The organism is Vibrio sp. ECSMB14106 (assembly GCF_000972265.1).
Classification (GTDB): Bacteria; Pseudomonadota; Gammaproteobacteria; order Enterobacterales; family Vibrionaceae; genus Vibrio; species Vibrio kanaloae.
The window spans coordinates 140,144-165,294 of record NZ_LAUM01000014.1 but is presented as its reverse complement, the minus strand read 5'-3'; the positions used below and the strand labels follow the sequence as shown (position 1 = coordinate 165,294).

Sequence of the window (25,151 nt, the reverse complement as noted above, 5' to 3'; positions counted from 1 at the left end):
TTGTAATACTTAATTCAATGATAAGAGACGGCGTAATGTGGGATAAAGGCAGCGCCAAAAATTAACTATTGACGCCATAGTCTCTTGTTATGTGCGTACCATCCCCAAGTACACGTTTATCTATTTCAGACCTGTCCGGACGCTCGCCGTTTTAAGTTATACCACTGGTAAATACCAAAAAATACGCCACCGACTAGCCAAACAACCAAATGTTTCAATACGTTCAAATTTAGAAAGCCATCACCAAATTGATCGTAAATGACTCCAGTTGCAATAAACATGATTAGACTAAATGGTAAACCTGTTTCAACTATGAACCGAACAAAACCCTTCCTCTTGGCTGCTAGCCAAAATGTGTCATCTATAGTCATTACGCTTCCTTGTCCGCTGATATTAAAAATGTGTTGGATAGAATCTATTCAGACTACTCGCACTTACCTTGAACCTTGAAAGCACATAACGCCGCGTTAAGTGGTGAGCAACGCTTACCACTCAGCCTAAACCATTGTGCCGTAATCACTAAAGTTGAATCAAACCAAAAATGCCAAGCGTTGGGAATCCGTCTTAAACGCTTTGTTATGTGCGTGGTAGATTAACCTACTGTTTTGGTTCAGGTAACACTGGAGGAGTACTGTCCATGTAGGTTAAAAAGTTCTCCCAAACCTCATGAGTTCTTTGCTTAGTTAGCTTAGTTTTACATGAAATTGCCATAACACCTCGAATTGTGCCATCACGCCATTGCGTATATACAGAATCACAATGAGATGACATATATGCCTGCCAGTCAGCTTGAGCAACTTTGATTGCTTTAACTAATTCTGGGTCATACGAATTATGTTCAAGGCTAGCGTCCAAATATTTCGAAAGATCTTCTTTTGCTGATTCGAGTTCTATTGATGCACACTGGTTAATTTGGAGTGTATTTAAAGCATTATCGCAATCTATCGGGGCACTTTCACCTGCAATAGAAGTGATAGAAACCAAGCAAGATAAAGCTAAAATTAGTCGATTTTTCATCATTTTCCTCTAAAGCACATAACGCCTTGCTCTTACGAATCCCCTCATAATCAGGCGTAAAAACAATGAGGTAGACGCGCATCGCCGTCTTTGATCTAATGAATATCGCTGAACACACATTTCGAACAAGTGGGTTAACAATGCGCGACATTCAGATTCTACAACAAACCATACAAAACCAATGCCCCTCCATTCACAAAAAACGCGTTAGTTCTCTGATACTTGCTACAAAAAGTGTACTTGACGGCTCAGACTTAACGCTGACTAAACTAGGTCGCAAACTGGAAACTAATACCACGGTAAAACATGCGATCAAACGCGTTGATAGACTGCTTGGAAATCGCCAACTACATCGTGAAAAAGACCTAATTTATAAATGGCATGCCTACTTAATAACGGGCGCCAACTCATGCCCTGTGATCCTTGTGGATTGGTCTGATGTTCGTGAACAACTTCGTTATATGACGTTAAGAGCATCCGTTGCACTTGATGGTCGAGCCATCACAATCTTTGAACAAGTTTTTGAGTATGGCCAATATAATTCACCGAAAAGTCACCAAACATTCCTCGATAAATTGCAGAGTATTTTACCCAGTAAAACCAGTCCAATCATCGTTTCTGATGCGGGTTTTCGAAATACTTGGTTCCGACAAGTTCAAGAGAAAGGCTGGTTTTGGTTAGGTCGTGTCCGAGGTGAAGTATCAATCAAACAACCTCATAAACCTTGGGTCTCAAATAAAACCTTTTATCCAACCGCTGTCCATAAACCCAAATATCTTGGCCACTGCTTACTAGCAAAGAGATCGCCGATATCTTGTGAAGCCTATGTTTATAAGGGATTAGAAAAAGGCCGAAAAGCCCAGCGCCATAGTAGAACCAGCCAAAAACACTCCGCTACACATCTCTACCAGCGCAGTGCGAAGGAGCCGTGGCTACTCGCGACGAATGTCCCTAGACATATCTTAAATGAAGTACAAATTACCAATCTGTACGCCAAGCGTATGCAGATAGAAGAGGCCTTCCGCGATCTAAAGAGTACCGCCTATGGGATCGCACTTCGTCACAACAGAACTCGTTGTACTAAGCGATTAGATATCCTGCTTCTTATTGCGTTGCTCGCTGAAATCTTGATGTGGTGGAGTGGCCTCATTGCAGTACAGGCCAAATGGCATTTTGACTTCCAAGCCAACAGCATTAAACACCGCCGAGTTCTCTCCATACCTCGTCTAGGGAGAGAGGTTCGAAATCATCGGCGATATCAAATTAATGAATCCCAATATCAATGGGGAATGTTCGAATATCAAAGGCTCACACACAACGCAGGACTAGGGAAATTATGAGGGGATCCGTCAGCGCCTTGCTAAGGTGTGAGTAACGCAATACAAAAGCTACCGCATGGCGCCCTAATCACCCTAAGCCACCGCATAGTAAAAATGCCACGCGTTACGAATCACTCTTAAGCAATTTGTTAGTACATGCGCTACTTCTATTTATGCACTCCAAGATATTGAAAAGTGGCATAATATGAAAGGCTTTGAACACTGAAGTGAGACGGGCAGCTACAAAACTTTACCCCGATTGAAAGACGAAAGTTGGCTAGAAGAAAAACGCACTGAACTGCCCTACTTTCACTGGCTTCAAATTAGAAAAGGATTCTTTCCTCGTACTTGAACAGCCACACCAAAAGTAATCAAGGCTCTCTCAAAAGCCACCACGAAAATGAAGAAACGCCAAAGAAATAGGCTAAGAGTTAGAAGCCGTAAACGGTGAAATCAAAGCGAACACTCCGCATATAGTGCCACCGGAAAGATCGTGAAAGGCACTAACTGAAAGGTGTAAATACAAGCACCAAAATAGATAAACACCAAAACTTATGACCTTTGGTGTCAAACCCGTACTAACGCCGCATTAAGTGGTGAACAACGCGACCACCCAAGCTTAAACCTTGCCACATTTAGCACTGAAGCTGACCTAGATTGAAATCGCCAAGCGTTGAGAATCCGTCTTAAATGCTTTGTTAGTTGTTTTTTTGCATGCGCTCCAGAATGTAGTCTTGCAGAGCTAAACCTTTCAATTTTTGTTTACAGCCATTTACTCGAACCCAAGTATCACCAGAAGAATTGAAAAACAAACCAATGGTGTTTGATTTGGGGACATTTACTTCAAAAACATATCCATTCTCTGCATTAATTACTGAGTGAAATCTAACAGTAATTTTTGTTGGGTCTATCGCTGGCTGAATCGTACCAATTTTAGCGTTAACAACTTTGTTTATTTCATCCTTTTGCGCCGTTGATAGATGTAAACTTTTTACTTTACCGTCGTCGCAAATACCCCAGAAAATACTACCACCCGAGCCGTTGAGGAATGCAACCACATATTCGTCCACCAAGTTCTGGATAGATTTTGCAGGATTACGTCCTTTTACTTCTTTAAACTCATGGGTCAAATCTTCTTCTAGAGAACAAACCTCACCCTCAACAAATCTATGTTGAATGTTCTGTTCAACTATTTCCAATTCATCAGGCAGAGACTCAAAAAACTTTCTAAGTTTTTTAATGCTCCCCGAACTCATGCGGACAGACTGAGACATTTTATTTATAGAACCACAACTCGCGATCAACGAATCGAGTTGATCAAGTGCTCTAGTTTTACCAACAAGTTGACCCCAAGTTTCAATTTGTCTATTCCGTTGAGGACCACTTTGCAAACCGCCGGGATAATACCTATCGTTGATTACGTCAAACGCAACATCTAAGTCCCAGTTCTTATTAATGATCACACTTGCTTCCTTTTACTCTGAAGTTGGGTAAAACAACTAACGCCCTGTTAAGGTGTGAGCAACGCAATGCCGAAGCTCCCGCATACCACCTTAAACACTAAACGCAACGCATAGTAAAAATGCCACGCGTTGCGAATCACTCTTAAACAGTTTGTTAGCCCACATCTCACCGCTAGTACTAGAACCAATTGCTAATAAAGTTCTGAACGAACACCGAACCTGATGGAGTGAATGTCCAAACAAATGCTCCAATATTTACGAATATCGTCAGCCACAAAATCGATTTAAATGGCTGTTTTTTCGACTTATGACGAAGTTGATTTTGAGCACATAATGCCCCCATCCAACCACCGAGTAACGATAAAAGATGAAGCGTATTTTCTGGTGTCCGCCATTTGCCGTTTTGAGCGGCATTTTTATCTATTGCGTACATTACGTAGGTTACAATGGACATCAGGATATAAGCTGCAATGAACAGCTTCTCACCACCTAATATGAACACAGCTGTACTCGCTAAAACTAAGTAAACAATGCTAAACATGATTGTTGAAGGTACCGAGCCGGAACCTAGAATTGTTACATTAGTGGCGTTGTAACGCCCTTTTTTGTCTTCGTTAACTTCAAATTTAACTTCATCATCGACCTTAGGGCGTCGACCTTTACTCTGAACCGTTGATATATGGAGAAAAACTCTTAATTCACCATTTAATGCCGAAATGAATCCATAACCTTTTGAGTCATTCCACTCTATAACTTTACCTTTGATCATCGAACTCTACTTTTTATTTCTCTCTTGTGGGCTAACAGCTATTAGACCGAATTATTCTGCATTTAAATACAGAATGATTCGGTCTAGTTTCATATACTCGAAAGCATACCACTATTAGTCAATTAATTTCAGTAGCTTAAAACTAGGTAAAGTTGAGTACGTCACAAAATGCAGAAACTTTCCATATAGTATGATTGTGCCAGTAACATCATCAAACTGTACATAATTACAGCGCTTCGATGTGCTAATCCTAAACACAAAAAAACCTGCCATCTATACAACATAAATGTCAGGCTTTATACGTTAGTTAAACTTGTGAGTGGCTAGCTTACGCCGCTTCGAATGCTAGGGCTTTCTTCTCTACCTGACGGAAGATCAACGTTAGTATGCCGTTTACTGCTAGGTAGAATGCGCCAGCAATACCGAACACGGTGAGTGTGTCGTAAGTTTGGCCGTTGATACGCTGAGCGTAGCCCATCAAATCCATGATGGTGATGGTGCTTGCCAGTGACGTGCCTTTGAAAACTAGAATCACTTCGTTCGAGTAAGCTGGAACAGCGCGGCGTAGAGCGTATGGCAGTAACACTTTCAGCGTTGCGATTTTGTCCATGCCGAGAGCGCTACATGCTTCCCACTGCCCTGCTGGAATGGCGTTGAATGCACCTCTGAACAGTAGCGTGCTGTATGCCGCGGTGTTCAAAGCTAATGCTAACATTGCACAGAACCAAGGTTGGCTTAACCAAGTCCACATGAAGCTTTCACGAATCCAATCGAACTGACCCGGGCCGTAATACACCAAGAAGATTTGAACCAACAATGGTGTGCCGGTGAACAGCGTGATGATGCCACGTGTTAACCAGTGAATCGCCGGTATTCTTAGGATTAGCGTTACCGTCATCAGCAGTGACAAGATACAACCAACCAGCAATGAAGCGCCTGTGAGTTGAAGACTGGTCGCTAAGCCCTCAAGCATTTGAGAGAGGTATTGTTGATTCATGCCATTGCCCCTTTGTTACCCAAACCTTGAATAGAGAACTTACCATCAATCACTTTTACCAATCTTTGCGTGATTAAAGTGATGACCAAGTAGATTGCTGCTGCTGTCGCGTACCAAGTAAATGCTTCGTGCGTTGCCGCTGATGTTAGTTGTGCTTGTTTCAACAAATCCGTTACGCCAATTAGCGATACTAATGCGGTGTCTTTTAGTAACACTAACCATTGGTTGGTTAACCCTGGTAGTGCGTGTCTTACCGCTTGAGGTAAAACTATACGAAAGAATGAACGTGATTGAGAGATACCAAGCGCGCTTGCTGCTTCTCTCTGCCCTTTGCTTACTGCTTTCAAAGCACCACGGATGGTTTGTGAAGCGTAAGAAGCAAAGATAAGTGACAGTGCAACAACACCAGATAAGAACGGGCTCACTTCGATGAAGTCGCCACTGATCATGAACAGAACTTGTGTCGAACCAAAGTAGATAAACAGTACGACCAGAATTTCTGGTAAACCACGAACAATCGTCACAAATGCAGTCGTTGGCCATTTGATTGCAATACGACGAGACATCTCACCACTTGCAAACAAAACTGCTAGAACCAATCCAACCAATAGGCTTACGAATGCAAGCTGAACAGTCATCCAGCTTGCTTCGACGAGCCCTAAAGAGTAACCCGTTAATTCCATAAATTACTTACCGAAGTACTTGTTGAAGATCTTGTCGTATTCGCCGTTCGCTTTCACTGCAGCAAGTGCAACGTTAAGCTGGTCTACAAGTTCTTGGTTGCTCTTGTTTATTGCGATACCGAAGCCGTTACCGAAGTACTCTTGGTTTGTTACTTGGTCGCCAACGTAAGTTAGATTGTCTTCTTTCTTGAACCATTCTGCTACAACGGCTGTGTCACCGAATACAGAGTCGATACGACCGTTCTTCATGTCGATGAATGCATCTTGGTAGCTTGAGTAAGGTACCGCTGTTACGCCAGTCATTTGCTCAAGTAGGAAGCTCTGGTGAGTCGAACCGTTTTGAACACCAACACGCTTACCTTCTAGTGCTGCTTGGTCTGCTATTTTGCCTTCGAAAGAGATGAATGCTGCAGAGTTATCGTAGTAAGTGTTAGAGAAGTTCACTTGTTTAAGACGCGCTTCTGTGATGTCCATTGCCGAGATGGCCGCATCGTAACGTTTGAATTTAAGTGCAGGGATCAAGCTATCGAATGCTTGGTTGTGGAAAGTACACGTTGCTTTCAGCTCTTCACAAAGTGCGTTTGCTAAGTCTACGTCAAAACCTTGAATTTGGTTGTTCTCATCCATGTACTCGAATGGTGCGTAAGTTGCTTCCATTGCGAATTTGATTTCTTCTTGCGCCGCTGCGTTGAAAGAAGCAAGGCCGATAAGTGAAGCTAGTAGAATCTTTTTCATTTTGTTACTCCGAATACTGTTTGATAGCGGCCTGTGGCCATTCTTATAATTTTGATTGTTTTAATTGATAGTTGTGTTTAGCTAAATCTAGTGAGTCAAATACTCGGCAAACTCAGGTGTCTGCGGATTAACGAATGAATCACTGGTGCCGTGTTCAACGATGTACCCTTTCTCTAGATACAGAACGTGGCTAGCAATCTTCTTCGCGAAATCGACTTCGTGCGTCACGACCACTTGGGTAATGCCTGTTCCGCTCAATTCTTTAATAATGCTCACGACTTGGTTGGTGATCTCAGGATCAAGCGCCGCTGTTGGTTCATCAAACAACAACACATCCGGTTTCATCATCAGCGCACGTGCAATCGCAACACGCTGTTGTTGACCGCCAGACAGTTGAAGTGGCCAAGCGTCTGCTTTGTCGGCAAGTTGAAGTGTCCTTAGTACTTCTTGCGCTTGCTTAATCGCTTCTTGCTTATCCAAACCCGCAACTTTGGTTGGTGCTTCAATCAAGTTTTCCATCACCGTCATGTGTGGCCATAAGTTGTATTGCTGGAACACCATGCCGACTTTACGACGAAGTTTAAGCCCCTGCTTCTCTTGGATTTGGCTTGAAAAATCGAATTGCTCGTTCGCAATGTCTAATTCGCCGTTGTCCGCGATTTCTAGCAGGTTCAATACACGCAGTAATGAACTCTTGCCCGCGCCGCTTGGGCCAAGCAATACCAAGGTTTCACCACTCTCACAGTCGAAACTGATGTCATGAAGAACTTGGGTATCACCGTATGATTTGTTGATGCTCTTTACTTGAATACTCATGCCACAATACTGCATTAATTATCATTTACTGGTTATTCTATTCAATCCGAGGTTTTATGCAAGAAAAATGTATAAAAAACTACTTTGTTGAATTTTTGTAACAAATATTGCGTAAAAAACAGTCGCTATAACTGGTCTTACAACCAAAAGTTGCAAGCCATTGATAAAGTTAATATCGAGACAAAAAGCAAACGTTTTTCTATCAATTTATAAATCATCACTCGATTGCTAACTTATGAGCGCACTCTCCTATCAACGCCAATTTACTTGCATAAAAATAAGGGTTAAATCCCCCCGCTTTCCTATTGAACTAACTGGATCAGAATGCCTAGTTTTCCTTTAAGGTCGTTTCGAATTATTCACTTAGTGGTGAAGAAATATTGGAAATTGAGTTTCCTAGGGAGCGTCACAGCGCAATAAATGCTTTAATGGTTTCTATTCTCAACAACAATTTCTTCCCAGCGAACAACGCGCAGTACAGGCAATAAGTCATAAACCATAAGCAACAAGCCATCTATTTTTAAAGCGACAACACATTAAGGCAGTCATATGCAAAACGATGTCTCTTCTACGCTCTACTCAAACCAGCGACAGACTCAAAAAAATCCCGATGCCAAACCTGAGAAAAAAAGCCTCAGTATTTTGTTTCAGCTGAGTAAATTCATTCAACCTTATAAAGGTCGTGTTATTACTGCGTTGATCGCGTTGATCTTCACGGCGAGCTTAACCCTTTCAATCGGACACGGTATTCGTCTTCTCATCGACCAAGGTTTTAGCCAACAATCGCTCTCAGATTTAGGAAGCGCGATTCAATTCATCATGGTCGTGGTCGTATTGATCTCGATTGGTACTTTCTTCCGCTTCTATTTGGTTTCTTCTGTTGGGGAACGCGTGAGTGCAGACATTCGCTTATCGGTTTTCAATCATGTCGTGACGCTGCATCCGAGCTACTTCGAGACCAATGGCAGTGGCGACATCATGTCGCGCATTACAACGGATACCACTCTGCTTCAAAGCATCATAGGTTCATCGTTCTCTATGGCGATGCGCAGCGCGTTGATGTGTATTGGTGCAATCATCATGCTGTTTGCGACCAATATTAAGCTGACGTTGATTGTATTGGCCTCGGTGCCGTTTATCTTGATTCCAATCCTTGTCTACGGGCGTCGTGTCAGAGCCCTATCTCGCCAAAGCCAAGATTCGATGTCTGATGTCGGCTCTTATGCAGGTGAAGCGATTGAACACATTAAAACCGTGCAAAGCTACAGCCGAGAAGAGCAAGAGAAAGTGTCATTCGCGGTAGAAGTGGAAAAGGCTTATGAGATTGGTCGTCAGCGTGTAAAACAGCGCGCGATTCTTATCTCTGGCGTTATCGTGATTGTTTTCAGTGCTATCGCAGGCATGCTTTGGGTTGGCGGCAGTGATGTCATCAACGGCACCATGTCGGCGGGCGATCTAGCCGCGTTTGTGTTCTACGCAATCATGGTTGCTTCATCATTAGGCACGATTTCAGAAGTGATGGGCGAACTGCAACGGGCGGCAGGTGCGACCGAGCGCTTAATCGAGATCCTACAAGTTGAAAGCCATATCGTTGCGCCAGTTGCGAACCCAACTTCGCTTGCTAACGTAACGCCAGAAGTCGCATTTGATGATGTGACCTTCTGTTACCCCTCAAGACCGGACCAACCCGCAACAAGCAACCTCACGCTCACTGCGCATGAAGGCAAAGTGTTGGCACTGGTTGGCCCATCTGGCGCGGGTAAAACTACCCTGTTCGAACTTTTGCAACGTTTCTACGACCCACAAATAGGTAAAGTAACCTTAGGCGGCATTGAACTGAATCAGTTTGATCCTAACGAGCTAAGAAAGCAGATGGCATTGGTGCCGCAGCAACCTGCTCTGTTCAGTAACGATGTGTTCCATAACATTCGCTACGGCGACCCGCAGGCAACAGACGAGCAAGTGATCGAAGCGGCTAAGAAAGCACACGCGCACGAATTTATTCAAAACCTACCTGATGGCTACAACAGCTTTCTTGGTGAGCGTGGTGTAAGGCTTTCTGGCGGGCAGAGACAGCGTATTGCCATCGCACGTGCCATCTTGAAAGATCCGAATATTCTATTGTTGGACGAAGCAACCAGCGCGCTAGACAGTGAAAGTGAGCATCACGTACAACAAGCGTTAGAAGAGTTGATGCGTGGCAGAACGACGATCATTATCGCTCATCGATTATCAACAATTAAACACGCCGACCAGATTGCAGTGCTCGATAAAGGACAGCTAGTAGACATCGGCGACCACCAGTCTCTCATCAATAGCTGCGAATTGTACCAACGCTTGGTTGAGCTGCAATTCAAACACCTTAGTGCGTAATCATTAAGTGGATGTGCAACTAAGTCACTGACATTGTGTGGTTTCAAGCTTCAAAAACTTGAATCACACGTGTTGCAGTTTTGTTAATTTGGCGGTAGGGTTTTTATTCCAATAACAACTTATCCCGCTGAAGAATAAGCAGATAACGTTAATTACCCAGATAACATTAATTACACAGATAACAATAAGAGGGTTCGCATGGAAGAATTATTGTCTGACTACCCGGTAGTAACAGAAATACCTGTCGCTTGGGGAGAAATGGATGCACTTAATCACGTTAACAACGCGGTGTATTTTCGTTATTTCGAAACCGCTCGCTTAGATTTTTTTAAACACGTGGAGCTGATGGAAGAAATGGCTCTCACCAAAGTTGGCCCTGTACTTGGTGACACTTATTGTAAATACTTCCGACCTGTGACCTACCCAGATACCTTGATGGTTGGCTCACGTGTTACCGACATTCAAGATGATCGGTTCACTATGGAATACACCATTGTCAGTAAGGCTCAGCAGAAAGTGACGACCGTTGGCACTGCGACTATCGTGATGTTTGATTTTGCTTCGAACCAAAAAGCCCTGCTCTCGCTGCGCTTGACCAATGAAATCGAAAAGATGAACACGTTGAAAAGCCCATGCTTCAAACAAGAGGCGGTGACGGAATAACGTATTCGCTGATTGAGAAAGACTCAGAAAGTTTCAGACATTAAAAAGGCCACTCGATTGAGTGGCCTTTTGTTTATTGGTTCAGAGTGCTTATAAGCAGTTACGCGTTTAAGCGTTATAAACCTTGAACGTATTGAGCATTAGTTCGAACTTCAACCATCTGCTCTAGGTTCTGTTGTGAACCTTCAACGCCGTTCAGTAGCGCTTCGAAATGCTTAATAAGCTCGACTTTGTCTTTCACTTCTTTAGAACCTGCACCGATGTTGGTTAGGTCAATGAAGAACTCGTCGAACAGACCAGAGAAATCAGTCACTGCGTCATGGTTCAAGAACTGCTCGTGGTTGTAAATGCTTGGGTAGCCACCCTTCTGTTTATCAACCGCGAAAGAGATGCCTTTCACGTTGGTAATCGTGGTTGCTTTCTCACACTTCAACATACAACCCGCTTCAATGCTTGGCTTGTTACAACCCACCGTTCTTTGGAAGAAACACTGACGGCTGGTCATCATCAAGATTGGGTGGTAAATGCTGTAGAACAGTTTGAAGTTCTCTGGGCGGCGAATATGACGAATCTGACCTTTGTTGATCTCGTTCGAAATGAATGCGCCGGCACAGTTCAGCTCTTCTCTCAGAGTAACCAGTGCGTGAGAGTTGGTTGTGTTCATAAACGGGCCTGCAACCCACTCAATGCCCATCTCATAAGCTTTGTAAGCAATACCCGTGTTGTTGGTTACGATGCGAGCTGGCTTAATCTCTTCAAGAATACGAACCGCTTCGTCGTAATCTTTACCGATCAATACCGCTGGGAACCAAGGAATCAAACGTGGGTTTGATGCCAAGATGTCGATGTACTTGTTACAACGCTTCTTGAAGCTTTCTGGAAGTTTGAAGTAAACATCCGCGTCAGTCACGTCACACAGGTGTAAGTCTTCTACATCGGCGATAAGCATCGACATCGTCGGCTTCTCGTTCACTTTAGGGTGTTGAGGCAGTGCTGGCACTTCAACGTGCTTAATCACTTCCACAGAGCCGTTCAGAATGAAGTCGATCTCATCTTTCAGGTCTGAAACTTCTTTTAAAGGAATCAACAAACCTGCATCCACTTCACTGAAATTGTGGCTTTCTAGTGTGTGAACTGCACTCTTCACGTTTTTGAATCGCTTCTCAAGTAGCTCTTGAGTGATCGCCTTCTCTTCAACCGCTTTCAATAGCGATTTAGATTGAAGGGTAAAGTTCTCTTTTGGCGTGTTCACAGTCACCGTAAATGGTTGACCCACTTTTGCACTGAACGACAGGGCTACTGGTGTCTTACGAATATCAAGGAACTCGATCTTGTCACGCATTTCGTTACCAAGAACGTCTTTCGCCTGGTGAAGTTCGTTGGTCACTTCTTGAATTTGTACGACTGAGATTTCGTTGTTCTGCTCCGTCGCTTTCTCAACAGCGTAGTTCATGCTGTTGTCGCGCGGGTTATCGATGAACATGTCTTTTGTTAGGTTGCCCTTTAGGAAAGAGTTGGTGAAATCACGGTTGAATACTTTGTGCAGGTTCGAATCGTCTTCGATCAACAAACCACTTTCTACAAAGCTATCAATCTGTTTACGCCATGTGTCTACCACAGTGTAAACGTAGTGTGCGCCTTTAATACGGCCTTCTACTTTCAGTGAGTCGACTTTCGCGTCAACCAATTCAGGTAGGTCGTAGTAAGCTGAGTTATCTTTCAGGTTGAGTGGGAACTTGTTGCCCGCGTTGGTGATTTCGTATTCATCACGACACGCTTGGCTACAACGACCACGGTTACCTGAGTTACCCACACTTACTGAGCTTGAGTAACATTGACCAGAGAATGCGATACACAGAGCGCCGTGTACGAACACTTCGGTTAGTACGTCGTGATCGTGTGCCACTTCCGTCAGCATCTTGATTTCAGGCAGGTTCAACTCACGAGACAAGTTAACGCGCGTCGCGCCAATCTTAGACAAGAACTTAATCTGGCCTTCGTTGTGCGTTGTTAACTGAGTCGACGCGTGAACGTCTAATGATGGGAAATGCTTCTTAACCAGGTTGAATAAACCCAAGTCTTGAACAATGATGCCATCCACTTTGGTGTTCACAAGCTGGTTCAGCAGTTTGGTGATGCTCTTAGTCTCGTGCTCCAGTAGCACAACGTTAAGAGTCAGAAACACTTCACAGCCGTATTCATGAGCAAGGCGAATCACACCATTCAATTCGTCTAACGATAGGTTAGAGGCTCTGTTACGAGCGTTGAATGTGTCTAAACCACAATAAACTGCATTAGCACCCGCTACGATGGCGGCTTTTATCGCTTCTACATCGCCACCTGGGGCTAATAACTCAATTTTTCTGCTCATTTTTGAAGTCGCTCACTTACTTATAATTTTTAAGCCGCGTATTCTACCCACATCACGATCTCTTTACCACCGTACAACACTTTTCAAACTAAATGACCTCAATAATGCCGAACGAATCCGATCTACCTATCCTTTATTCTTTGCGCCGTTGCCCTTATGCAATGCGCGGACGAATGGGCATCGCACTATCACAGCAAAAAGTGTTACTTCGAGAAATCGTTACCAAAGACAAGCCTAGCGAACTATTGGCCAGTTCGCCAAAAGGAACAGTGCCTGTATTGGTGTTGCCCAATGGACAAGTCATTGAACAGAGCTTAGATGTGATGAACTGGGCACTTCAACAAAACGATCCTCAAGATCTTCTACGTTCAAGCAATCCAGCGCTTAGCGAACAAGTTCAACAGCTCATTAAAACCAGCGATGAAGAATTTATTGGTCACTTAGAAAAGTATCGTGCATCGGTTCGTTACCGAAACATCGATGTTGAACAACGCCGACAAGCCTGCGAAACCTTCATTAGTCAGTTAGAAGCGCGACTCACCGATCAGCCCTACTTTTTTGGAGAAACCCCAAGCTTGGCCGATTTTGCGGTGATGCCTTTTGTGAGCCAGTTTGTGCGAGTCGAAAAGAAGTGGTTTGTGAAATCTGAATATCAAAACGTTGGACGTTGGTTAAGAGCACATCTCGAAAGTAAGCTCTACACCCAAGTCATGAAGCAATACCCTTTGTGGAATGAAACCAAGCAAGAATGTCTCTTTGGATGACTTAAGGGAATTTAGGGTGACTTAAGTGTATCTGGGGTGATCTTGGGAAATTCTGGAATAGATAATTCCTAGGTATTAAAGTAGTTACGTGACACTGTATCTTCTTTGTAATGAACAGATATTCAAAGGCTTAACCCATCTCTTGATTAGACATCACAGTCTAAGTTAAGCCTTTGTACTATTTAAACCAATCACTTGATCGCTATCGAAATCTCGACTTCAGTTTCACCTTTGTAGAATTCGAAATCTGTCGTGTAAGTTCTCACATGTGGGCAGTCAGCAGCGTTGAAATACGCCCACACTTCACCCCATAGATCGATCACAGCTTGTGGTAATTCACCTTCAGCAGAAAACGTTAAGTACTTACCCGCCTCTATTTCGGTTTCTACAAGCGCATCTAAATTCTGATCCGTAAGTGCATTAGTACACGCGATAACATCAAATTCGCCCGTAAAGTCAGACTCGTAGTTAGTGTAAACGCCATACACTTTTGAATCCGGTGTTAATTTCGGAAATGCTTGGTCAAAAAAGCCCTGCCACAATTGCCCTATCTTGGCTGTTGCTGGGTCCATCTCATCGGTATTGGTGGTTCTTACTGAAAAACCATACGCCTTCACGGCTTCAATCATTTCTACTTTCATTCGTTTTATTCCTAAGCCAATCGACGCGTAACTCTACTAAATTTTTAAATAATCTTAACTAATCTTGTATCTCTTTATGGCCACACTTTTCACAGACAAGATGACGAGAAAACTCATCCATTGACGCGATAAACGGGCCGAGGAACCAACCTTTTATCACGCCTGCCCAAAACTCGCTTCGCTTTTGGTTAGGTTTGTCTGCAAACGCACTCGTCTTTCTGACCAACACCACAACGTGTTGTGTATCTTCTCGGCATGCGGTGCAATAGCATTGTTCTATGGTGCTATTCATTTGAAAGCCTATGACGTTTTGAATGAAATCTGCTTAAAATGAGGGTTGTCGACACAAACTTCTAGTGTGGAAAGGTCTGTGAGTACGACAAGTTGTTCTACACCTTGAATACTGACTTTAATGCACTCTTCACGGCTGTCATTGCGCTGGGTATCTAACCCAACACATTCAATCTGTTCGCCAGACTTCAGCGTTAACTTGATTGGGTATCGGTGCATACACACAATCTCAATATAATCGTAATCGTTGCAACTAATCATAAGCCCCCCAATGCGACTCATCCTTATACTATGTTCTTATAAACAATAAGTTAACCACAAAATTTTCAACTACTTGACCATATTCTAATTTTTTAGGTTGTTATTTCTCAATCTAGCGACCTGCTTTCAAGGCTCTATCGACCACCTGCAATATCTATAAACGAGCCTGTTACATAAGAAGCTTCATCAGACAATAACCATGCTATCGAATTAGCGACTTCTTCTGGTGTACCACCACGTTGAAGTGGAAGCTGTGATGCCAATCTATCCACTCTCCCTGGCTCTCCACCATCAGCGTGCATTTCAGTATAAATGCATCCCGGTCTAACGCCATTCACTCGAATATTTCGGGAAGCCAATTCAAGCGATAAACCTTTGGTGAGCGAATCCATAGCGCCTTTCGATGCTGCATAATCCACATATTCAAATGGTGCGCCCGTTCTAGAGGCCGCGGAAGAAACGTTGACTATCGAACCACCATCTGGGGCTTGTTTAATGAAAGCTTTGCTACACAAGAAACAGCTGGACACATTCGATTTCATCACTTTCTCAAAGCGGTCAAATTCAATATCAACCAACGCAGATTGGGTAAACAAGATCCCGGCATTATTGACCAAGTGAGTCACTGAGCCTAATTTATTACGAGCAATTTCAAATAAGGATTTCACGTCCGATTCAACAGAGACATCCGCACGTACACTAATCGCGGTTCCGCCCTGTTCGCGAATCTCGTTCACTAGACCTTCAGCTCGCGACTCATTGTGTATGAAGTTAACACATACGGCATAACCCTTGCTGGCCAACAACTTAGACGTCGCAGCACCAATACCTCTGCTCCCGCCTGTTACAATAACTACCTTTTTCAAAATAACCTCCTTACATTTATGTTTTAACACAATCTGAATCCTCTACGAGCGCTACACTATCCCTTCAACGGGTCTGGAAAAATTCGGTTTGCTTTTGGATTAAGCTAAACAAGCTTCAGCCACATCACTGCTTTATCAATTTGAATATATGCGTATAATCGCCGCTCCATTGCGCTATCACCATTAAAAATAGCGCCATTCAACATTTTACTGAGTACCCAATGTCGAAACTATTTTTCAAAGGCCGTATTGAAACAAGACAGAACCACGTTCTTGCTGGCTACAACGTAGACCGCGATGTAAAAGCGGGTACTGAAGAATCTCCAATCGTCGCAACGGTTCAAACTGAAGCACGTAAAGCAGAAGTTGAAGCGCTAGCAGCCGAACAAACTATCTTTGTTAACGTAACAGTAAACGCAGAGAAAGAAGAAAATACGCTTGAGCTTGATATTCTGCTAAACAAGCCAAAAACAATGACATTTGAAAAGACGCCTAACCGTAACGACCCATGTTCTTGCGGTAGCGGTAATAAATACAAGAAGTGTTGTGCATAAGGCTTCTTATTCAAACTGCCAATAGCACGCTGAGTTAAGTAATACTTAACGGGAAGATCATCGAGGCCTTCCCGTTTTTATTTGTATAAACCAAACATATGTAAAATATGCCACACGTTGAGTTAAATCTAAATATTTTCATGAAGTTATGAGTAAATAAAAACGTTTATAGCAAGGTAAAACAATACATGTTAAGTGACATGTTGACGAACAAAATTATTCAATTCACTCACGCTTCTGATTATGTGAACCTCTTTCTCTTTAGCGCGCAATTCTAACTGCGCTCTAAAGTCGTCATTCCAAAATTTAGGACACAGTTTTAGTGTCTTATAACTTTGTATCGTACCTTTTATAACTGAACTTCCATCAGGCCAGCCTTCAGGTTTAACGAACAACCCTTTGAGCATTCGCTTGGTGACGAACCAGTAGCTAATTGGATAAGGAAGGTCGATATAAACCAAGGTATCAGCGGCTTCTAAACGTGTGTTGAATGAACCTAATGGGCCAAATCCATCGATGACCCAGCTTTCTGAACTAAGTATGCTCTCATGAGCCTGCTCGAACACTTCACGCTCAACAAACTCTCCGTTGGCCTTATAAACAATCGAGTCCAACTGGTGAAGCTCTATGCCTGTAGCGAGTGCTAACGCTTTGCTGATTGTGGACTTTCCACTCCCAGGCTTGCCAAAAACCGCGATCTTTTTCATATGACTTCCTCTATTCAGATAAAACCCATAAGACAGCGACAAAAAACCCACCTTACGGGTGGGTTCGATAAACAAAGCGCATCAACAATCCCACCATTCCTATGGAATGATGACAATTCGTTGGTTTGATGACGCTAAATTCAATTTCATAACACTACTTTTATATATTGTTGCTTAGTTGTCAATGTAACCAAACAATGATTGGGAGGCTATATCATCGTCATGTCGCACCCATTAATAGTCTTAATGAGTGCTGATTGGTCTTGGTTATTTAGCTTTCGCTTTCTTTTTCGCCACTGTCGCTTCCGACAGCTTGCTTAGTACACCCGATACTTTCTTAACTACCTCGTCACATCCATTGATCGCGTGACGCTCTACCAAGTAATTAGGATCGTTGTAAGACAACCATACTTTCTTGTTAGAGTCTTCAGTGACTAACACCTTCTGCGGTAAATCTATCGCGACTTCTTGAGCGCATTGCATTAATGGTGTCCCTACTTTCGGGTTACCAAAGATGATGACTTCCGTTGGTCTCAATTCAAGATCGGCCTTACTCGCATTTTTCTGATGGTCGATTCTCGCAAACAAGGTCAAACCTTTGCTCTTGGCGATTTCTTCAAAGCGGTCAGCAGTCTCTTTCACTGAGTAATTACTTTGGTATTTAATCAAACCATCAGAAGCCGCAGCTGAAAATGATGCCGAGAGTAAAATGGCGCATAGTGGTAGTAATTTTTTCATCGTCACCTCTGAGATTTAACCTAATCAAGCTTACATTCATAACGCCACTTTTAAAATCAGCGGCGCAACCCATGTCAGTATAGACGTGTTTCTCTTCTCAGTTTGCAGAGAGGATCACTGTTCCAATGCGTCTTATTATCATCAGTTTAGGTAGGAATTGTTTCAAAAGCTAAACATACGATCAGTGCCACGACTTAGTCCCACATTTCTCACACTGGTATTCGTAATCACTGTCGACATAAAAACCGGGAACATTATGGTCACCTCTAAACAATAACGTCATCAGGTACTCCATCAACACGCCTAACTTCCATTGTTTCTTTTGAGATTCAACTTCCGTTTTTGATTCAGCATCAGAAGCGTTAACAGCAAGGTGCGGGGTAAGTGCGTTGCACTGCTCACAGTGATAAGGGTGTTTAATATACTTATTATCAAGCATTTATATAAGTCAACTAACATTTATAAAGTTGATATATACTAACAACTTATAAGTCGGTTCTCTAACTTATTGTTGTCCACGAGAGTTTTATTAGAAAGAAATGAGACACAAGATAAGTGCCATGCATCTTGAATCAGCTACCATCGAGATTTCCCTCATTGAACAGCTAAAGCTACTCTTAAGCTAAAGTATGAAATTTGCGTGTAGCACTTACCTATCTCAGACTTAAGAGTGGTTAGGTTTAAACTTCTTTGTCATTCCTTGGCTCGAAGGAGCAACAAGCTTGTAACCGAGTTTCTCATAGAATGCAGGTTCATCTGCAATCATAGAAACGTATGAGCCTTCTAGTGCGACTGTAGATAAGTAGTTATCGATGTACTCCATCACTCTACGCCCTAATCCCTGCCCTTGGTAACTTGGGTCTACAGCTACATCCACAATCTCAAAGTTACATGCTCCATCGCCCACTACGCGCCCCATTGCAATGAGCTTCTCACCGTCTCTAATAGAAATACCATACAAGCTATTGGGTAAAGCAATGGCGGCTGCTTTTAGCGATTTTGCTGACAGTTTTGCTTTGACTCGCATTTCACAAAACTCGCTTGGGCTTGGTATTTTCTCTTCGTATTTAATTGTCACTCTCACTGCTCCTTTGAGTAAATTCAGAGAATACACATCACACCTGTATAAATAAACAGTATGTCGATATTTTGATGTGAATGTCACATTCTTTAAAGAGAACAATAAGCCCATCTAAACTAAAATGTTGATTTATATTATTTTTTATATAAATCCAATAAGAGATAGTTAACTTTTACTTTAATAGCCCTTTGTCCGCAGCACCTTCAAGTTGCACTTCTAGTTCTTTCCATAGAGCACGACTGCCTTTAGAAATACGCTCGCCATTGAACGTCAGTACTTTGTCTTTGGATATGTTGTGCTTCTTCCAACTGTGACCGCCTCCATGGATGTTATGAAGCAACGGTGGCACTCTATCGATCGCCTTACCAAATCGAGCTTCTGGTGACTCACCCGCTTCGAACTCAAGCCATAACTCCAAATACTCGGTTCTTAAATGGCCCGGCAATAATTTCAGCAAGCGCTCAACACAGTTTCTCTCTTTGAGCTTGTTTTCTTCGGTTTCACTGGCATAAATGATGGTATCTCCGGCATCGATTTCCCCAAGGTCATGAATCAGCAACATCTTCATCACTCGCGTAATATCGATCTCTTCATTAGCATAATCTTTCAAAATGAGTGCGCTCAAACAGACGTGCCAACTGTGCTCTGCCGAGTTTTCATATCGATCCAATCCAACCGGTTTTGTTTGTCGATGAACATCCTTTAGTTGTTCAATTTCAACCATGAGTTGCAGAATGCCTTTGATTTCTTCCACGATGAGCTTCCTTAACTTAAGTTGATGGTTTAGCGGTGCGGAGGGTTAACTTAGCGACAAAGAAGCGTTACTCCCAATGAACCGACATTTTGTAATACGCAACGCCCGATTTTTCAACTTCAGAGCCTTCTACAGCCATCCCAAACTTTTGATAAAAACCTAAAGCCGTTGTACGCGCATCGCACCAAAAATATTGGATGTTTAAATCTTTGAGGTTAGATATTGTATGATCAACCACGTTTGAACCAATTCCCTGCCCTTGGAATTCAGACAGCGTGGCAAACTTTCTCAGCCTTGCTTCATTGCCTTGGATATAGATAGACGCGACACAAACCAACTGCTCACCAATAAACGCTCCGTAATGCGTGCGTGTTCGTCATCTGGCACCATACAAAACGACATCGGTTTATCAGGCCAAAGCACTTGATGCCTAACCGGAAGTACCTCCATCGTTGAAAGCTGTTTTATTTCCATACTCTCGGTTTAACTCCCGGCTTGATGACCCTTGTTGTAATGGCAGAGATTGTGATTGCAATAATTGTTATTACTAAGCTTATTATTACTAAACTTGGTAAGTCATTAAATGATAACGCTCTAATCCCTCTCCTTTTATGGATGAGATAACAAAGCCTTGCGACTGATAAAAGCCAATGGCGTTTTCATTAGCAGTCAGACACTTCAATGTCAGATCAGAGTAATGTTGTTTGCAGGTATTTAGTAAAGCAGAGCCGACTCCAGAGCGTAGCGTTCGCGGGCAAACATAGAGGTGATGGATGAAACTTTCAGGTTTCCAAATAGAGGCAAAACCTAAAACCTTGTTGCCAGAAACAGCCACCCATATTTCTTCACCTTCTGTATCGAATTCGAAATCGGATAACTTAAAAGCGTTGGTATCAGCCCAATGAAAGGTGTCCTGTCTTGATTCTAGATAAAGCGCCTGTAAAGCAGTTAAATACTTGAGTTGATACCTTGTGACTTCCATGTCGCTCCTGCCAATCCGTGTGACTAGAATTAAGGTTGTGGGCTAAGCTTTTCTACCTGTTAGCCATAGGGTGTTCAGGGTTTAACTGAAGCAGATCCCACAAGTTACCGTAAAGATCTTCAAACACAGCAACGGTACCGTAACCTTGCTCTTTAGGCTCTCGGACAAAGTTAATGCCCAAAGATGTCATGCGTTCGTAATCACGCCAGAAGTCATCGGTGTTTAAGAATAGGAATACGCGTCCACCAGCTTGGTTGCCGATGAAATCAAGTTGCTCTGGCTTGGAAGCTCTAGCAAGTAACAGGCTCACACCGGTTGAATTTGGTGGAGCAACAACAACCCAGCGCTTATCTTCTTCTGGTAGATACGTGTCTTCAATGAGATCAAACTTAAGCTTATTTACATAGAAATCAAGCGCTTCATCGTAGTCTTTTACCACTAGTGCAATGTGGACAATATTCTGTTTCATAACATACCTTTTTTTTGCTTAGTGAAAACTTGTTTCATGTTACTAAGCAATTCGCCCACGCATAATAAATTGCGGGCCTGCTGCGCCACCTAGATACTGTTCATTAGTATCTTCGAAGCCGCCTTTCTTATAACAGTTGAATGCTGCGGGATTTTTGCAATTCACGGTTAAGTAAATCAACTCATACGCTGAGTAATTCGCTTTTAAATATGGAAACAAAGCTTTGACCGTGCCAGTTCCTAAACCTTTACCTTGCTGGTTTTTATCAAGCACAAAAGCTCTTAAGCCAATGCTTCCTTCAGGGCAGAATTCGTAATGCTCTGCGTAAGCGATATCAAGCTTAAAGAAACCCACCACATCGTTATCAAACTTAATCACGTGCAAGTGCGTCGTTTCACTGCCGTCTAATAAAAACTCTGCAGCTGTTCCTGCAAACTTAACCTGTTCATCGGCTAATTGGATGCCCTGAACTAACGCCACATGAGACTCTTCAAGCCTTTCGATAGTTATCATTGTCCTTCCTTTTGTATAACACCCACGTAAAATAGCTTAAAGCTCATCGCTAGTGTCTCGAGAACCGTAGTTTGGGAAGTTGATATTAAGAACGTTATCATCTTCAAGTGTGAATAGAACACTTCCATTCTCTACGCCAGTTTCGTTCCTATCTGAACATCCTAGAAACAACTCCCAATCAAACGAATATTGAAGTCGGTATTGATTGCTACTGATGTGTAGAACGTCTTTGATTTTAATACCGTTCACCACATGTGCCATATCATCGATGTATGACAGATCAGGGATTAGCTTTTCTTCGAAATCACTCTTATTCTCGGTCAAGAAATTGAGCAGTTCTGAACATAACTCGGAGCCATGAACCAATGGTTTAGACAGACTAGAAAACAACATTTCTAAGTACTCCAAGGATTGTTTTGATATTGGGTGGATACGCGCGAATCTGTTACAAACTCAAGCTCAGCCAACGCGAACTTATAAGGCTAAACGTTACGATTATCCGAGCTATTAAACGAGTACAATCGAACTTCATCTCGAGGAAACCAGCCCAACTTTTCGTAAAACTGTTGAGCATTGTAGTTACTTATACAAGCTAAACTTCTTTGTAAACTCACGTAGGATTTCCGTGTCACCAAACAGGCATACACCTAGATACTCAAGATCTTCTTCTTTGGTTTCTTTGGTTCGTTGCTGCTGCTCAACAGAACCACCTTCGATCATTGAGCTCGTAAAGTCAGTAAATTTAATACCGCGGCTGAAGGCTTCTTCGCGCACTTTTCTAAGCTTATTTGAGTTGTCTGCTTTAAGCACGATGAAAGGATAGTGAGATAGGTTTGGGTGAACATTGCCATCCAAGTCTTCATAGTCAACGTAGCAAGTCTCGTCACTTACTAATTGATTAGATAGGCCAACGCTCAAGTGCCCTAGCACGTTCAGTGTTCTTCCTAAATCCATCTTTTTGCTTAAAACCGCTATGAATCGTTTTTGGCTTTCTTCTGGTAAATGGCTCACTACATACCCTCATTCATTCTTATTTACAGTATTTGTATAACGCATTACTGGGGCGTGAGCAATGCAACCTTAGTAATTAGTTAATACATTCAGTCCATCCAATAATGACGAGCAAAGACCAGTATTTGGAATCAAACCACAAGGTCATGATTTACCCTTTCGTCATACAATTATAAATGTGAGAAGAATCTGTTTGGCTAAGCTAGCTTCCCAAGGATGACCGGATCGTTAAGCAAATTCGTCAGAGGAAGAAACAATGGCTTAGGTAATTCATCTAACTTAAACCATTTCCATTGCTTACATTTATCAGGCTCTGTTACTTGTGGTTCGCCGGTAGCATCAGAAGCAACAACAAACAGCGTTATATAGTGCTTGTTCTCTTTCTCAAAAATATCATTGGTAAAAGAGAGCTTCTCAAATGCATTAACAACCAAGCCCGTCTCTTCGAGTGTTTCGCGTTTGGCACACTCTTCAATGCTTTCGCCCCATTCAAGATGTCCGCCCGGCGTAGCCCACGTATGAGCGCCGTGAGAACCAATTCGTTCTCCAAGTAACACTCGCCCTTCACGTAGAATAACCGCAGCTACACCTACTCTTACTTCCTGACTCACTTAAAACTCCTTAATTCTTACCAAAAGACAAACGAACAGCTAAGTGACTAACAATGCCGAGATTGCGTTCAAACTTACCACTAACGCCAAGCCGAGTTAAATACCAAATGTTGATAATCTCATTTGGATACTTCGTTTTATGTAGTCTTCAACTAACTCGACAGGCTCAAACGAAGAACTAATTGGTAGTTTTAGATTCAGTTGTTCAATACCAACGGCCATAGAGCCATTTTCTGACTCAAACTCTTCCCAACTGATCTTTCTCACTTTTGTTACAGCTTTAGCGGCCAATAAGAGTTGAGCGAATTTTGCAGGACTATAACCTTGATTCTCTGCAACAAAATGCTGTTTTTCTAAGGTTCGGCCTTGCGCCAAAAGTAAATAGAACCGTGCAATGTCATAGACATGAACATATTGGTTAAATCCTATAGACGGCATACCTACTTGGATCGTTTGGCTATCGAAAGATTCTACAATTCGCTTTAACTGACAGTTCTCACCGCCATAAACCAAACTAGGACAGTAAACGACGTGCCATCTGTTTCTAATAGCGCTCTGTATTGTTTCTACATCTAATCTAACGGCTTCCAAGGGTTTCAGCCTAAATTGACTCAAATCAGCGCTAGAGGCGTTACCAAAGAGCCAAACACCCGATGTATGTATCTTTGTTGCATCTCTAGCGGCAAGTAGGTCTAACTCAGATAGTAACCTTTGCTCCACATCTGCAATTTCATCTGCTGAGAATTGTGACCAATGTGGACGCGCGCAATTCACAACCACATCAAAGTAGCCTTCAAAATCGGACCTATTTTCTATCAACCCGACTGTAAGAGGTGTGACGATTTTGTCTCTACCGTATGTAAAAACTTCAAAGCCACTTTTTGCGAATAGCGATGTAACGTGACGGCCAATGTACCCACTAGCCCCTGCAATCAATACTTTCATTCTTTCCCTGAACTTTGCATACATGAAGCCCAAGCTTTACTTCTAAGCCAGAACAGCGCGCTCAAAGGTTAAGTCTGTCCCGTTATCCAGTCGAGAGTTATCAACCAGTGTCGTTATTTTCATAGTTCTCTTTTTATCTGATCACGAATCGTACATTGCCCAACGAAAATAAGTTCACGCTGAGCAACGACGAACCACCAAAACTAAACCGTCGCACCGTAAACCCAGTGATTACTCTCCACTTTCAAAGTGGGTAAATACTTCTGCGCCAGTCATATTGTGCGTTTCATTTTTAAATTCGTAGTAATCGGGCTTTTCATCGATGAATATCTGATGAGTTAACTTGTAGTCATCCCCAGACATCAATAAACCGACAGGAAGGTGGTACTGATTATTTGGCACCAAAAAGTAAAACAAGTGAGTACCACATTTACCGCAGAACCCTCTCTCAGCCCAATCTGATGACTTATATCTGACTACATTTGATTCACCTGATATTTTGACGAAATCAGCGCAATCAATGACCAACATCGGACCGCCAGACCAATTCCTACACATACTACAATGACAAGCCCCTAGTTCGTTACTGGCGTACTCTACTTCCAACTCAACCGAGCCACATAGGCATTTTCCTTTACCTTTCATGAATCCTCCAATCTTTGCAGTGTGTGTAAAATGAATAGCAGATAACGCTTTTTATACCGATGGCTTAATAAGAAAGGCTATTTTTTTGTTTCCCTTCTCCGACAGATACGCG

The 25,151-nt window shown here is 42.7% G+C and carries 31 protein-coding genes and 2 pseudogenes; 5 read left to right on the top strand and 28 right to left on the bottom strand.

Translation table 11 applies throughout. From position 1 onward, the window contains the following. Nucleotides 1-125 precede the first annotated feature (125 nt). Nucleotides 126-371 carry a hypothetical protein gene (locus WR49_RS11890; RefSeq protein ID WP_046224150.1) on the bottom strand — a complete coding sequence of 82 codons (246 nt, stop codon included), beginning with the start codon at nucleotides 369-371 and terminating at the stop codon, nucleotides 126-128. Nucleotides 372-597: 226 nt separating this feature from the next. Beyond that, a complete protein-coding gene (locus tag WR49_RS11885) occupies nucleotides 598-1,017 on the bottom strand; it encodes a lysozyme inhibitor LprI family protein (protein WP_046224149.1) in 420 nt (139 codons plus the stop codon). Between the two features lie 140 nt (nucleotides 1,018-1,157). On the opposite strand from WR49_RS11885, the gene WR49_RS11880 reads away from it, so the two are divergent. Then, nucleotides 1,158-2,357, top strand: a complete 1,200-nt coding sequence (locus WR49_RS11880) for an IS4 family transposase (RefSeq protein WP_046224156.1) — start codon at nucleotides 1,158-1,160, stop codon at nucleotides 2,355-2,357. Nucleotides 2,358-3,034: 677 nt separating this feature from the next. On the opposite strand, the gene WR49_RS11875 is transcribed toward WR49_RS11880, so the two are convergent. From WR49_RS11875 to artP, 6 genes are all read right to left on the bottom strand, one after another. After that, entirely contained in the window at nucleotides 3,035-3,799 is a 765-nt protein-coding gene (locus WR49_RS11875) for an ATP-binding protein (protein WP_046224148.1), read from the bottom strand. Nucleotides 3,800-3,977: 178 nt separating this feature from the next. Continuing rightward, nucleotides 3,978-4,568: a cold shock and DUF1294 domain-containing protein gene (locus WR49_RS11870; RefSeq protein WP_025611578.1), complete on the bottom strand. Its 591-nt coding sequence runs from the start codon at nucleotides 4,566-4,568 to the stop codon at nucleotides 3,978-3,980. Between the two features lie 328 nt (nucleotides 4,569-4,896). Continuing rightward, nucleotides 4,897-5,565, bottom strand: a complete 669-nt coding sequence (artM, locus tag WR49_RS11865) for an arginine ABC transporter permease ArtM (protein ID WP_046224147.1) — start codon at nucleotides 5,563-5,565, stop codon at nucleotides 4,897-4,899. Further along, the gene (artQ, locus tag WR49_RS11860) at nucleotides 5,562-6,248 is read right to left on the bottom strand and encodes an arginine ABC transporter permease ArtQ (protein ID WP_046224146.1); all 687 of its coding nucleotides are present in this window, start codon (nucleotides 6,246-6,248) and stop codon (nucleotides 5,562-5,564) included. Before artQ ends, artM begins: the two co-directional genes overlap by 4 nt. Before the next feature lie 3 nt (nucleotides 6,249-6,251). After that, nucleotides 6,252-6,983, bottom strand: coding sequence for a lysine/arginine/ornithine ABC transporter substrate-binding protein (locus tag WR49_RS11855; protein WP_046224145.1), 732 nt, complete (start codon nucleotides 6,981-6,983; stop codon nucleotides 6,252-6,254). A gap of 87 nt (nucleotides 6,984-7,070) precedes the next feature. Next, the gene (gene artP / locus WR49_RS11850; RefSeq protein ID WP_046224155.1) at nucleotides 7,071-7,799 is read right to left on the bottom strand and encodes an arginine ABC transporter ATP-binding protein ArtP; all 729 of its coding nucleotides are present in this window, start codon (nucleotides 7,797-7,799) and stop codon (nucleotides 7,071-7,073) included. A gap of 549 nt (nucleotides 7,800-8,348) precedes the next feature. On the opposite strand from artP, the gene WR49_RS11845 reads away from it, so the two are divergent. Together WR49_RS11845 and WR49_RS11840 are read left to right on the top strand one after the other, a co-directional pair. After that, complete coding sequence (locus WR49_RS11845) at nucleotides 8,349-10,172, top strand: ABC transporter ATP-binding protein/permease (protein ID WP_046224144.1); 1,824 nt, start codon at nucleotides 8,349-8,351, stop codon at nucleotides 10,170-10,172. A gap of 198 nt (nucleotides 10,173-10,370) precedes the next feature. Next, on the top strand, nucleotides 10,371-10,835 hold the full coding sequence (locus tag WR49_RS11840) for an acyl-CoA thioesterase (RefSeq protein ID WP_046224143.1): 465 nt from the start codon (nucleotides 10,371-10,373) through the stop codon (nucleotides 10,833-10,835). Nucleotides 10,836-10,950: 115 nt separating this feature from the next. Here the strand turns inward: WR49_RS11840 and WR49_RS11835 are convergent, their stop codons facing one another. After that, the gene (locus tag WR49_RS11835) at nucleotides 10,951-13,206 is read right to left on the bottom strand and encodes a peptidase U32 family protein (protein WP_017057334.1); all 2,256 of its coding nucleotides are present in this window, start codon (nucleotides 13,204-13,206) and stop codon (nucleotides 10,951-10,953) included. A 104-nt stretch (nucleotides 13,207-13,310) separates the two neighbouring features. Between WR49_RS11835 and WR49_RS11830 the strand changes: the two genes are divergently transcribed. Continuing rightward, nucleotides 13,311-13,970: a glutathione S-transferase gene (locus tag WR49_RS11830; protein WP_077680423.1), complete on the top strand. Its 660-nt coding sequence runs from the start codon at nucleotides 13,311-13,313 to the stop codon at nucleotides 13,968-13,970. Nucleotides 13,971-14,161: 191 nt separating this feature from the next. On the opposite strand, the gene WR49_RS11825 is transcribed toward WR49_RS11830, so the two are convergent. The 4 genes from WR49_RS11825 to WR49_RS11810 all read right to left on the bottom strand — a co-directional run bounded on the left by WR49_RS11825 (nucleotide 14,162) and on the right by WR49_RS11810 (nucleotide 16,029). After that, complete coding sequence (locus WR49_RS11825; RefSeq protein WP_017057336.1) at nucleotides 14,162-14,611, bottom strand: GyrI-like domain-containing protein; 450 nt, start codon at nucleotides 14,609-14,611, stop codon at nucleotides 14,162-14,164. A 58-nt stretch (nucleotides 14,612-14,669) separates the two neighbouring features. Continuing rightward, nucleotides 14,670-14,903 carry a hypothetical protein gene (locus WR49_RS11820; RefSeq protein WP_046224142.1) on the bottom strand — a complete coding sequence of 78 codons (234 nt, stop codon included), beginning with the start codon at nucleotides 14,901-14,903 and terminating at the stop codon, nucleotides 14,670-14,672. Between the two features lie 8 nt (nucleotides 14,904-14,911). After that, entirely contained in the window at nucleotides 14,912-15,163 is a 252-nt protein-coding gene (locus WR49_RS11815; RefSeq protein WP_017057338.1) for a Rho-binding antiterminator, read from the bottom strand. A 134-nt stretch (nucleotides 15,164-15,297) separates the two neighbouring features. Next, nucleotides 15,298-16,029 (bottom strand): SDR family oxidoreductase, encoded by a 732-nt coding sequence (locus WR49_RS11810; RefSeq protein ID WP_017057339.1) that lies wholly within the window; start codon nucleotides 16,027-16,029, stop codon nucleotides 15,298-15,300. A gap of 221 nt (nucleotides 16,030-16,250) precedes the next feature. On the opposite strand from WR49_RS11810, the gene WR49_RS11805 reads away from it, so the two are divergent. Then, nucleotides 16,251-16,583, top strand: coding sequence for a PBPRA1643 family SWIM/SEC-C metal-binding motif protein (locus tag WR49_RS11805; protein WP_046224141.1), 333 nt, complete (start codon nucleotides 16,251-16,253; stop codon nucleotides 16,581-16,583). A 191-nt stretch (nucleotides 16,584-16,774) separates the two neighbouring features. Here the strand turns inward: WR49_RS11805 and WR49_RS11800 are convergent, their stop codons facing one another. From WR49_RS11800 to WR49_RS11735, 15 genes and pseudogenes are all read right to left on the bottom strand, one after another. After that, nucleotides 16,775-17,290, bottom strand: a complete 516-nt coding sequence (locus WR49_RS11800; RefSeq protein WP_046224140.1) for an adenylate kinase — start codon at nucleotides 17,288-17,290, stop codon at nucleotides 16,775-16,777. Nucleotides 17,291-17,557: 267 nt separating this feature from the next. After that, nucleotides 17,558-18,028 (bottom strand): DUF302 domain-containing protein, encoded by a 471-nt coding sequence (locus WR49_RS11795; RefSeq protein ID WP_017057342.1) that lies wholly within the window; start codon nucleotides 18,026-18,028, stop codon nucleotides 17,558-17,560. 181 nt (nucleotides 18,029-18,209) lie between these two features. Further along, complete coding sequence (locus tag WR49_RS11790) at nucleotides 18,210-18,467, bottom strand: hypothetical protein (RefSeq protein ID WP_046224139.1); 258 nt, start codon at nucleotides 18,465-18,467, stop codon at nucleotides 18,210-18,212. A 225-nt stretch (nucleotides 18,468-18,692) separates the two neighbouring features. Next, entirely contained in the window at nucleotides 18,693-19,106 is a 414-nt protein-coding gene (locus WR49_RS11785; protein ID WP_046224138.1) for a GNAT family N-acetyltransferase, read from the bottom strand. A 175-nt stretch (nucleotides 19,107-19,281) separates the two neighbouring features. After that, nucleotides 19,282-19,863, bottom strand: a complete 582-nt coding sequence (locus WR49_RS11780; RefSeq protein ID WP_046224137.1) for an HD domain-containing protein — start codon at nucleotides 19,861-19,863, stop codon at nucleotides 19,282-19,284. Between the two features lie 67 nt (nucleotides 19,864-19,930). Then, nucleotides 19,931-20,337 (bottom strand): annotated as a pseudogene (locus WR49_RS11775) (GNAT family N-acetyltransferase). Between the two features lie 88 nt (nucleotides 20,338-20,425). After that, nucleotides 20,426-20,845 carry a GNAT family N-acetyltransferase gene (locus WR49_RS11770; protein WP_046224136.1) on the bottom strand — a complete coding sequence of 140 codons (420 nt, stop codon included), beginning with the start codon at nucleotides 20,843-20,845 and terminating at the stop codon, nucleotides 20,426-20,428. Between the two features lie 52 nt (nucleotides 20,846-20,897). Beyond that, entirely contained in the window at nucleotides 20,898-21,314 is a 417-nt protein-coding gene (locus tag WR49_RS11765) for a VOC family protein (protein ID WP_017061801.1), read from the bottom strand. A gap of 42 nt (nucleotides 21,315-21,356) precedes the next feature. Next, on the bottom strand, nucleotides 21,357-21,827 hold the full coding sequence (locus tag WR49_RS11760; protein WP_046224135.1) for a GNAT family N-acetyltransferase: 471 nt from the start codon (nucleotides 21,825-21,827) through the stop codon (nucleotides 21,357-21,359). Nucleotides 21,828-21,863: 36 nt separating this feature from the next. After that, entirely contained in the window at nucleotides 21,864-22,220 is a 357-nt protein-coding gene (locus WR49_RS11755; RefSeq protein ID WP_046224134.1) for a hypothetical protein, read from the bottom strand. Between the two features lie 89 nt (nucleotides 22,221-22,309). Then, a pseudogene (locus tag WR49_RS21030) lies at nucleotides 22,310-22,408 on the bottom strand (GNAT family N-acetyltransferase); the annotation flags it as partial. Continuing rightward, on the bottom strand, nucleotides 22,407-22,838 hold the full coding sequence (locus WR49_RS11750) for a DUF2000 domain-containing protein (RefSeq protein ID WP_046224133.1): 432 nt from the start codon (nucleotides 22,836-22,838) through the stop codon (nucleotides 22,407-22,409). The gene WR49_RS11750 and the pseudogene WR49_RS21030, both read right to left, overlap by 2 nt. A gap of 197 nt (nucleotides 22,839-23,035) precedes the next feature. Then, nucleotides 23,036-23,449, bottom strand: coding sequence for a nucleotide triphosphate diphosphatase NUDT15 (locus WR49_RS11745; RefSeq protein WP_046224132.1), 414 nt, complete (start codon nucleotides 23,447-23,449; stop codon nucleotides 23,036-23,038). Between the two features lie 96 nt (nucleotides 23,450-23,545). Continuing rightward, nucleotides 23,546-24,394, bottom strand: coding sequence for an NAD-dependent epimerase/dehydratase family protein (locus WR49_RS11740; RefSeq protein ID WP_029627129.1), 849 nt, complete (start codon nucleotides 24,392-24,394; stop codon nucleotides 23,546-23,548). Between the two features lie 231 nt (nucleotides 24,395-24,625). Beyond that, nucleotides 24,626-25,039, bottom strand: a complete 414-nt coding sequence (locus tag WR49_RS11735) for a GFA family protein (protein ID WP_046224131.1) — start codon at nucleotides 25,037-25,039, stop codon at nucleotides 24,626-24,628. Between the last annotated feature and the right edge of the window lie 112 nt (nucleotides 25,040-25,151).

What these genes read in the sequence shown, in the direction of transcription:
- WR49_RS11815 (WP_017057338.1), bottom strand. Translation starts at nt 15,163, where the DNA reads ATGATTAGTTGCAACGATTACGATTATATTGAGATTGTGTGTATGCAC.
- WR49_RS11740 (WP_029627129.1), bottom strand. Translation starts at nt 24,394, where the DNA reads ATGAAAGTATTGATTGCAGGGGCTAGTGGGTACATTGGCCGTCACGTT.
- artQ (WP_046224146.1), bottom strand. Translation starts at nt 6,248, where the DNA reads ATGGAATTAACGGGTTACTCTTTAGGGCTCGTCGAAGCAAGCTGGATG.
- WR49_RS11855 (WP_046224145.1), bottom strand. Translation starts at nt 6,983, where the DNA reads ATGAAAAAGATTCTACTAGCTTCACTTATCGGCCTTGCTTCTTTCAAC.
- WR49_RS11825 (WP_017057336.1), bottom strand. Translation starts at nt 14,611, where the DNA reads ATGAAAGTAGAAATGATTGAAGCCGTGAAGGCGTATGGTTTTTCAGTA.
- WR49_RS11760 (WP_046224135.1), bottom strand. Translation starts at nt 21,827, where the DNA reads ATGATAACTATCGAAAGGCTTGAAGAGTCTCATGTGGCGTTAGTTCAG.
- artM (WP_046224147.1), bottom strand. Translation starts at nt 5,565, where the DNA reads ATGAATCAACAATACCTCTCTCAAATGCTTGAGGGCTTAGCGACCAGT.
- WR49_RS11770 (WP_046224136.1), bottom strand. Translation starts at nt 20,845, where the DNA reads ATGGAAGTCACAAGGTATCAACTCAAGTATTTAACTGCTTTACAGGCG.
- WR49_RS11880 (WP_046224156.1), top strand. Translation starts at nt 1,158, where the DNA reads ATGCGCGACATTCAGATTCTACAACAAACCATACAAAACCAATGCCCC.
- WR49_RS11835 (WP_017057334.1), bottom strand. Translation starts at nt 13,206, where the DNA reads ATGAGCAGAAAAATTGAGTTATTAGCCCCAGGTGGCGATGTAGAAGCG.
- WR49_RS11755 (WP_046224134.1), bottom strand. Translation starts at nt 22,220, where the DNA reads ATGTTGTTTTCTAGTCTGTCTAAACCATTGGTTCATGGCTCCGAGTTA.
- WR49_RS11800 (WP_046224140.1), bottom strand. Translation starts at nt 17,290, where the DNA reads ATGAAAAAGATCGCGGTTTTTGGCAAGCCTGGGAGTGGAAAGTCCACA.
- WR49_RS11845 (WP_046224144.1), top strand. Translation starts at nt 8,349, where the DNA reads ATGCAAAACGATGTCTCTTCTACGCTCTACTCAAACCAGCGACAGACT.
- WR49_RS11890 (WP_046224150.1), bottom strand. Translation starts at nt 371, where the DNA reads ATGACTATAGATGACACATTTTGGCTAGCAGCCAAGAGGAAGGGTTTT.
- WR49_RS11735 (WP_046224131.1), bottom strand. Translation starts at nt 25,039, where the DNA reads ATGAAAGGTAAAGGAAAATGCCTATGTGGCTCGGTTGAGTTGGAAGTA.
- WR49_RS11885 (WP_046224149.1), bottom strand. Translation starts at nt 1,017, where the DNA reads ATGAAAAATCGACTAATTTTAGCTTTATCTTGCTTGGTTTCTATCACT.
- WR49_RS11830 (WP_077680423.1), top strand. Translation starts at nt 13,311, where the DNA reads ATGCCGAACGAATCCGATCTACCTATCCTTTATTCTTTGCGCCGTTGC.
- WR49_RS11840 (WP_046224143.1), top strand. Translation starts at nt 10,371, where the DNA reads ATGGAAGAATTATTGTCTGACTACCCGGTAGTAACAGAAATACCTGTC.
- artP (WP_046224155.1), bottom strand. Translation starts at nt 7,799, where the DNA reads ATGAGTATTCAAGTAAAGAGCATCAACAAATCATACGGTGATACCCAA.
- WR49_RS11870 (WP_025611578.1), bottom strand. Translation starts at nt 4,568, where the DNA reads ATGATCAAAGGTAAAGTTATAGAGTGGAATGACTCAAAAGGTTATGGA.
- WR49_RS11790 (WP_046224139.1), bottom strand. Translation starts at nt 18,467, where the DNA reads ATGCTTGATAATAAGTATATTAAACACCCTTATCACTGTGAGCAGTGC.
- WR49_RS11820 (WP_046224142.1), bottom strand. Translation starts at nt 14,903, where the DNA reads ATGAATAGCACCATAGAACAATGCTATTGCACCGCATGCCGAGAAGAT.
- WR49_RS11795 (WP_017057342.1), bottom strand. Translation starts at nt 18,028, where the DNA reads ATGAAAAAATTACTACCACTATGCGCCATTTTACTCTCGGCATCATTT.
- WR49_RS11765 (WP_017061801.1), bottom strand. Translation starts at nt 21,314, where the DNA reads ATGAAACAGAATATTGTCCACATTGCACTAGTGGTAAAAGACTACGAT.
- WR49_RS11805 (WP_046224141.1), top strand. Translation starts at nt 16,251, where the DNA reads ATGTCGAAACTATTTTTCAAAGGCCGTATTGAAACAAGACAGAACCAC.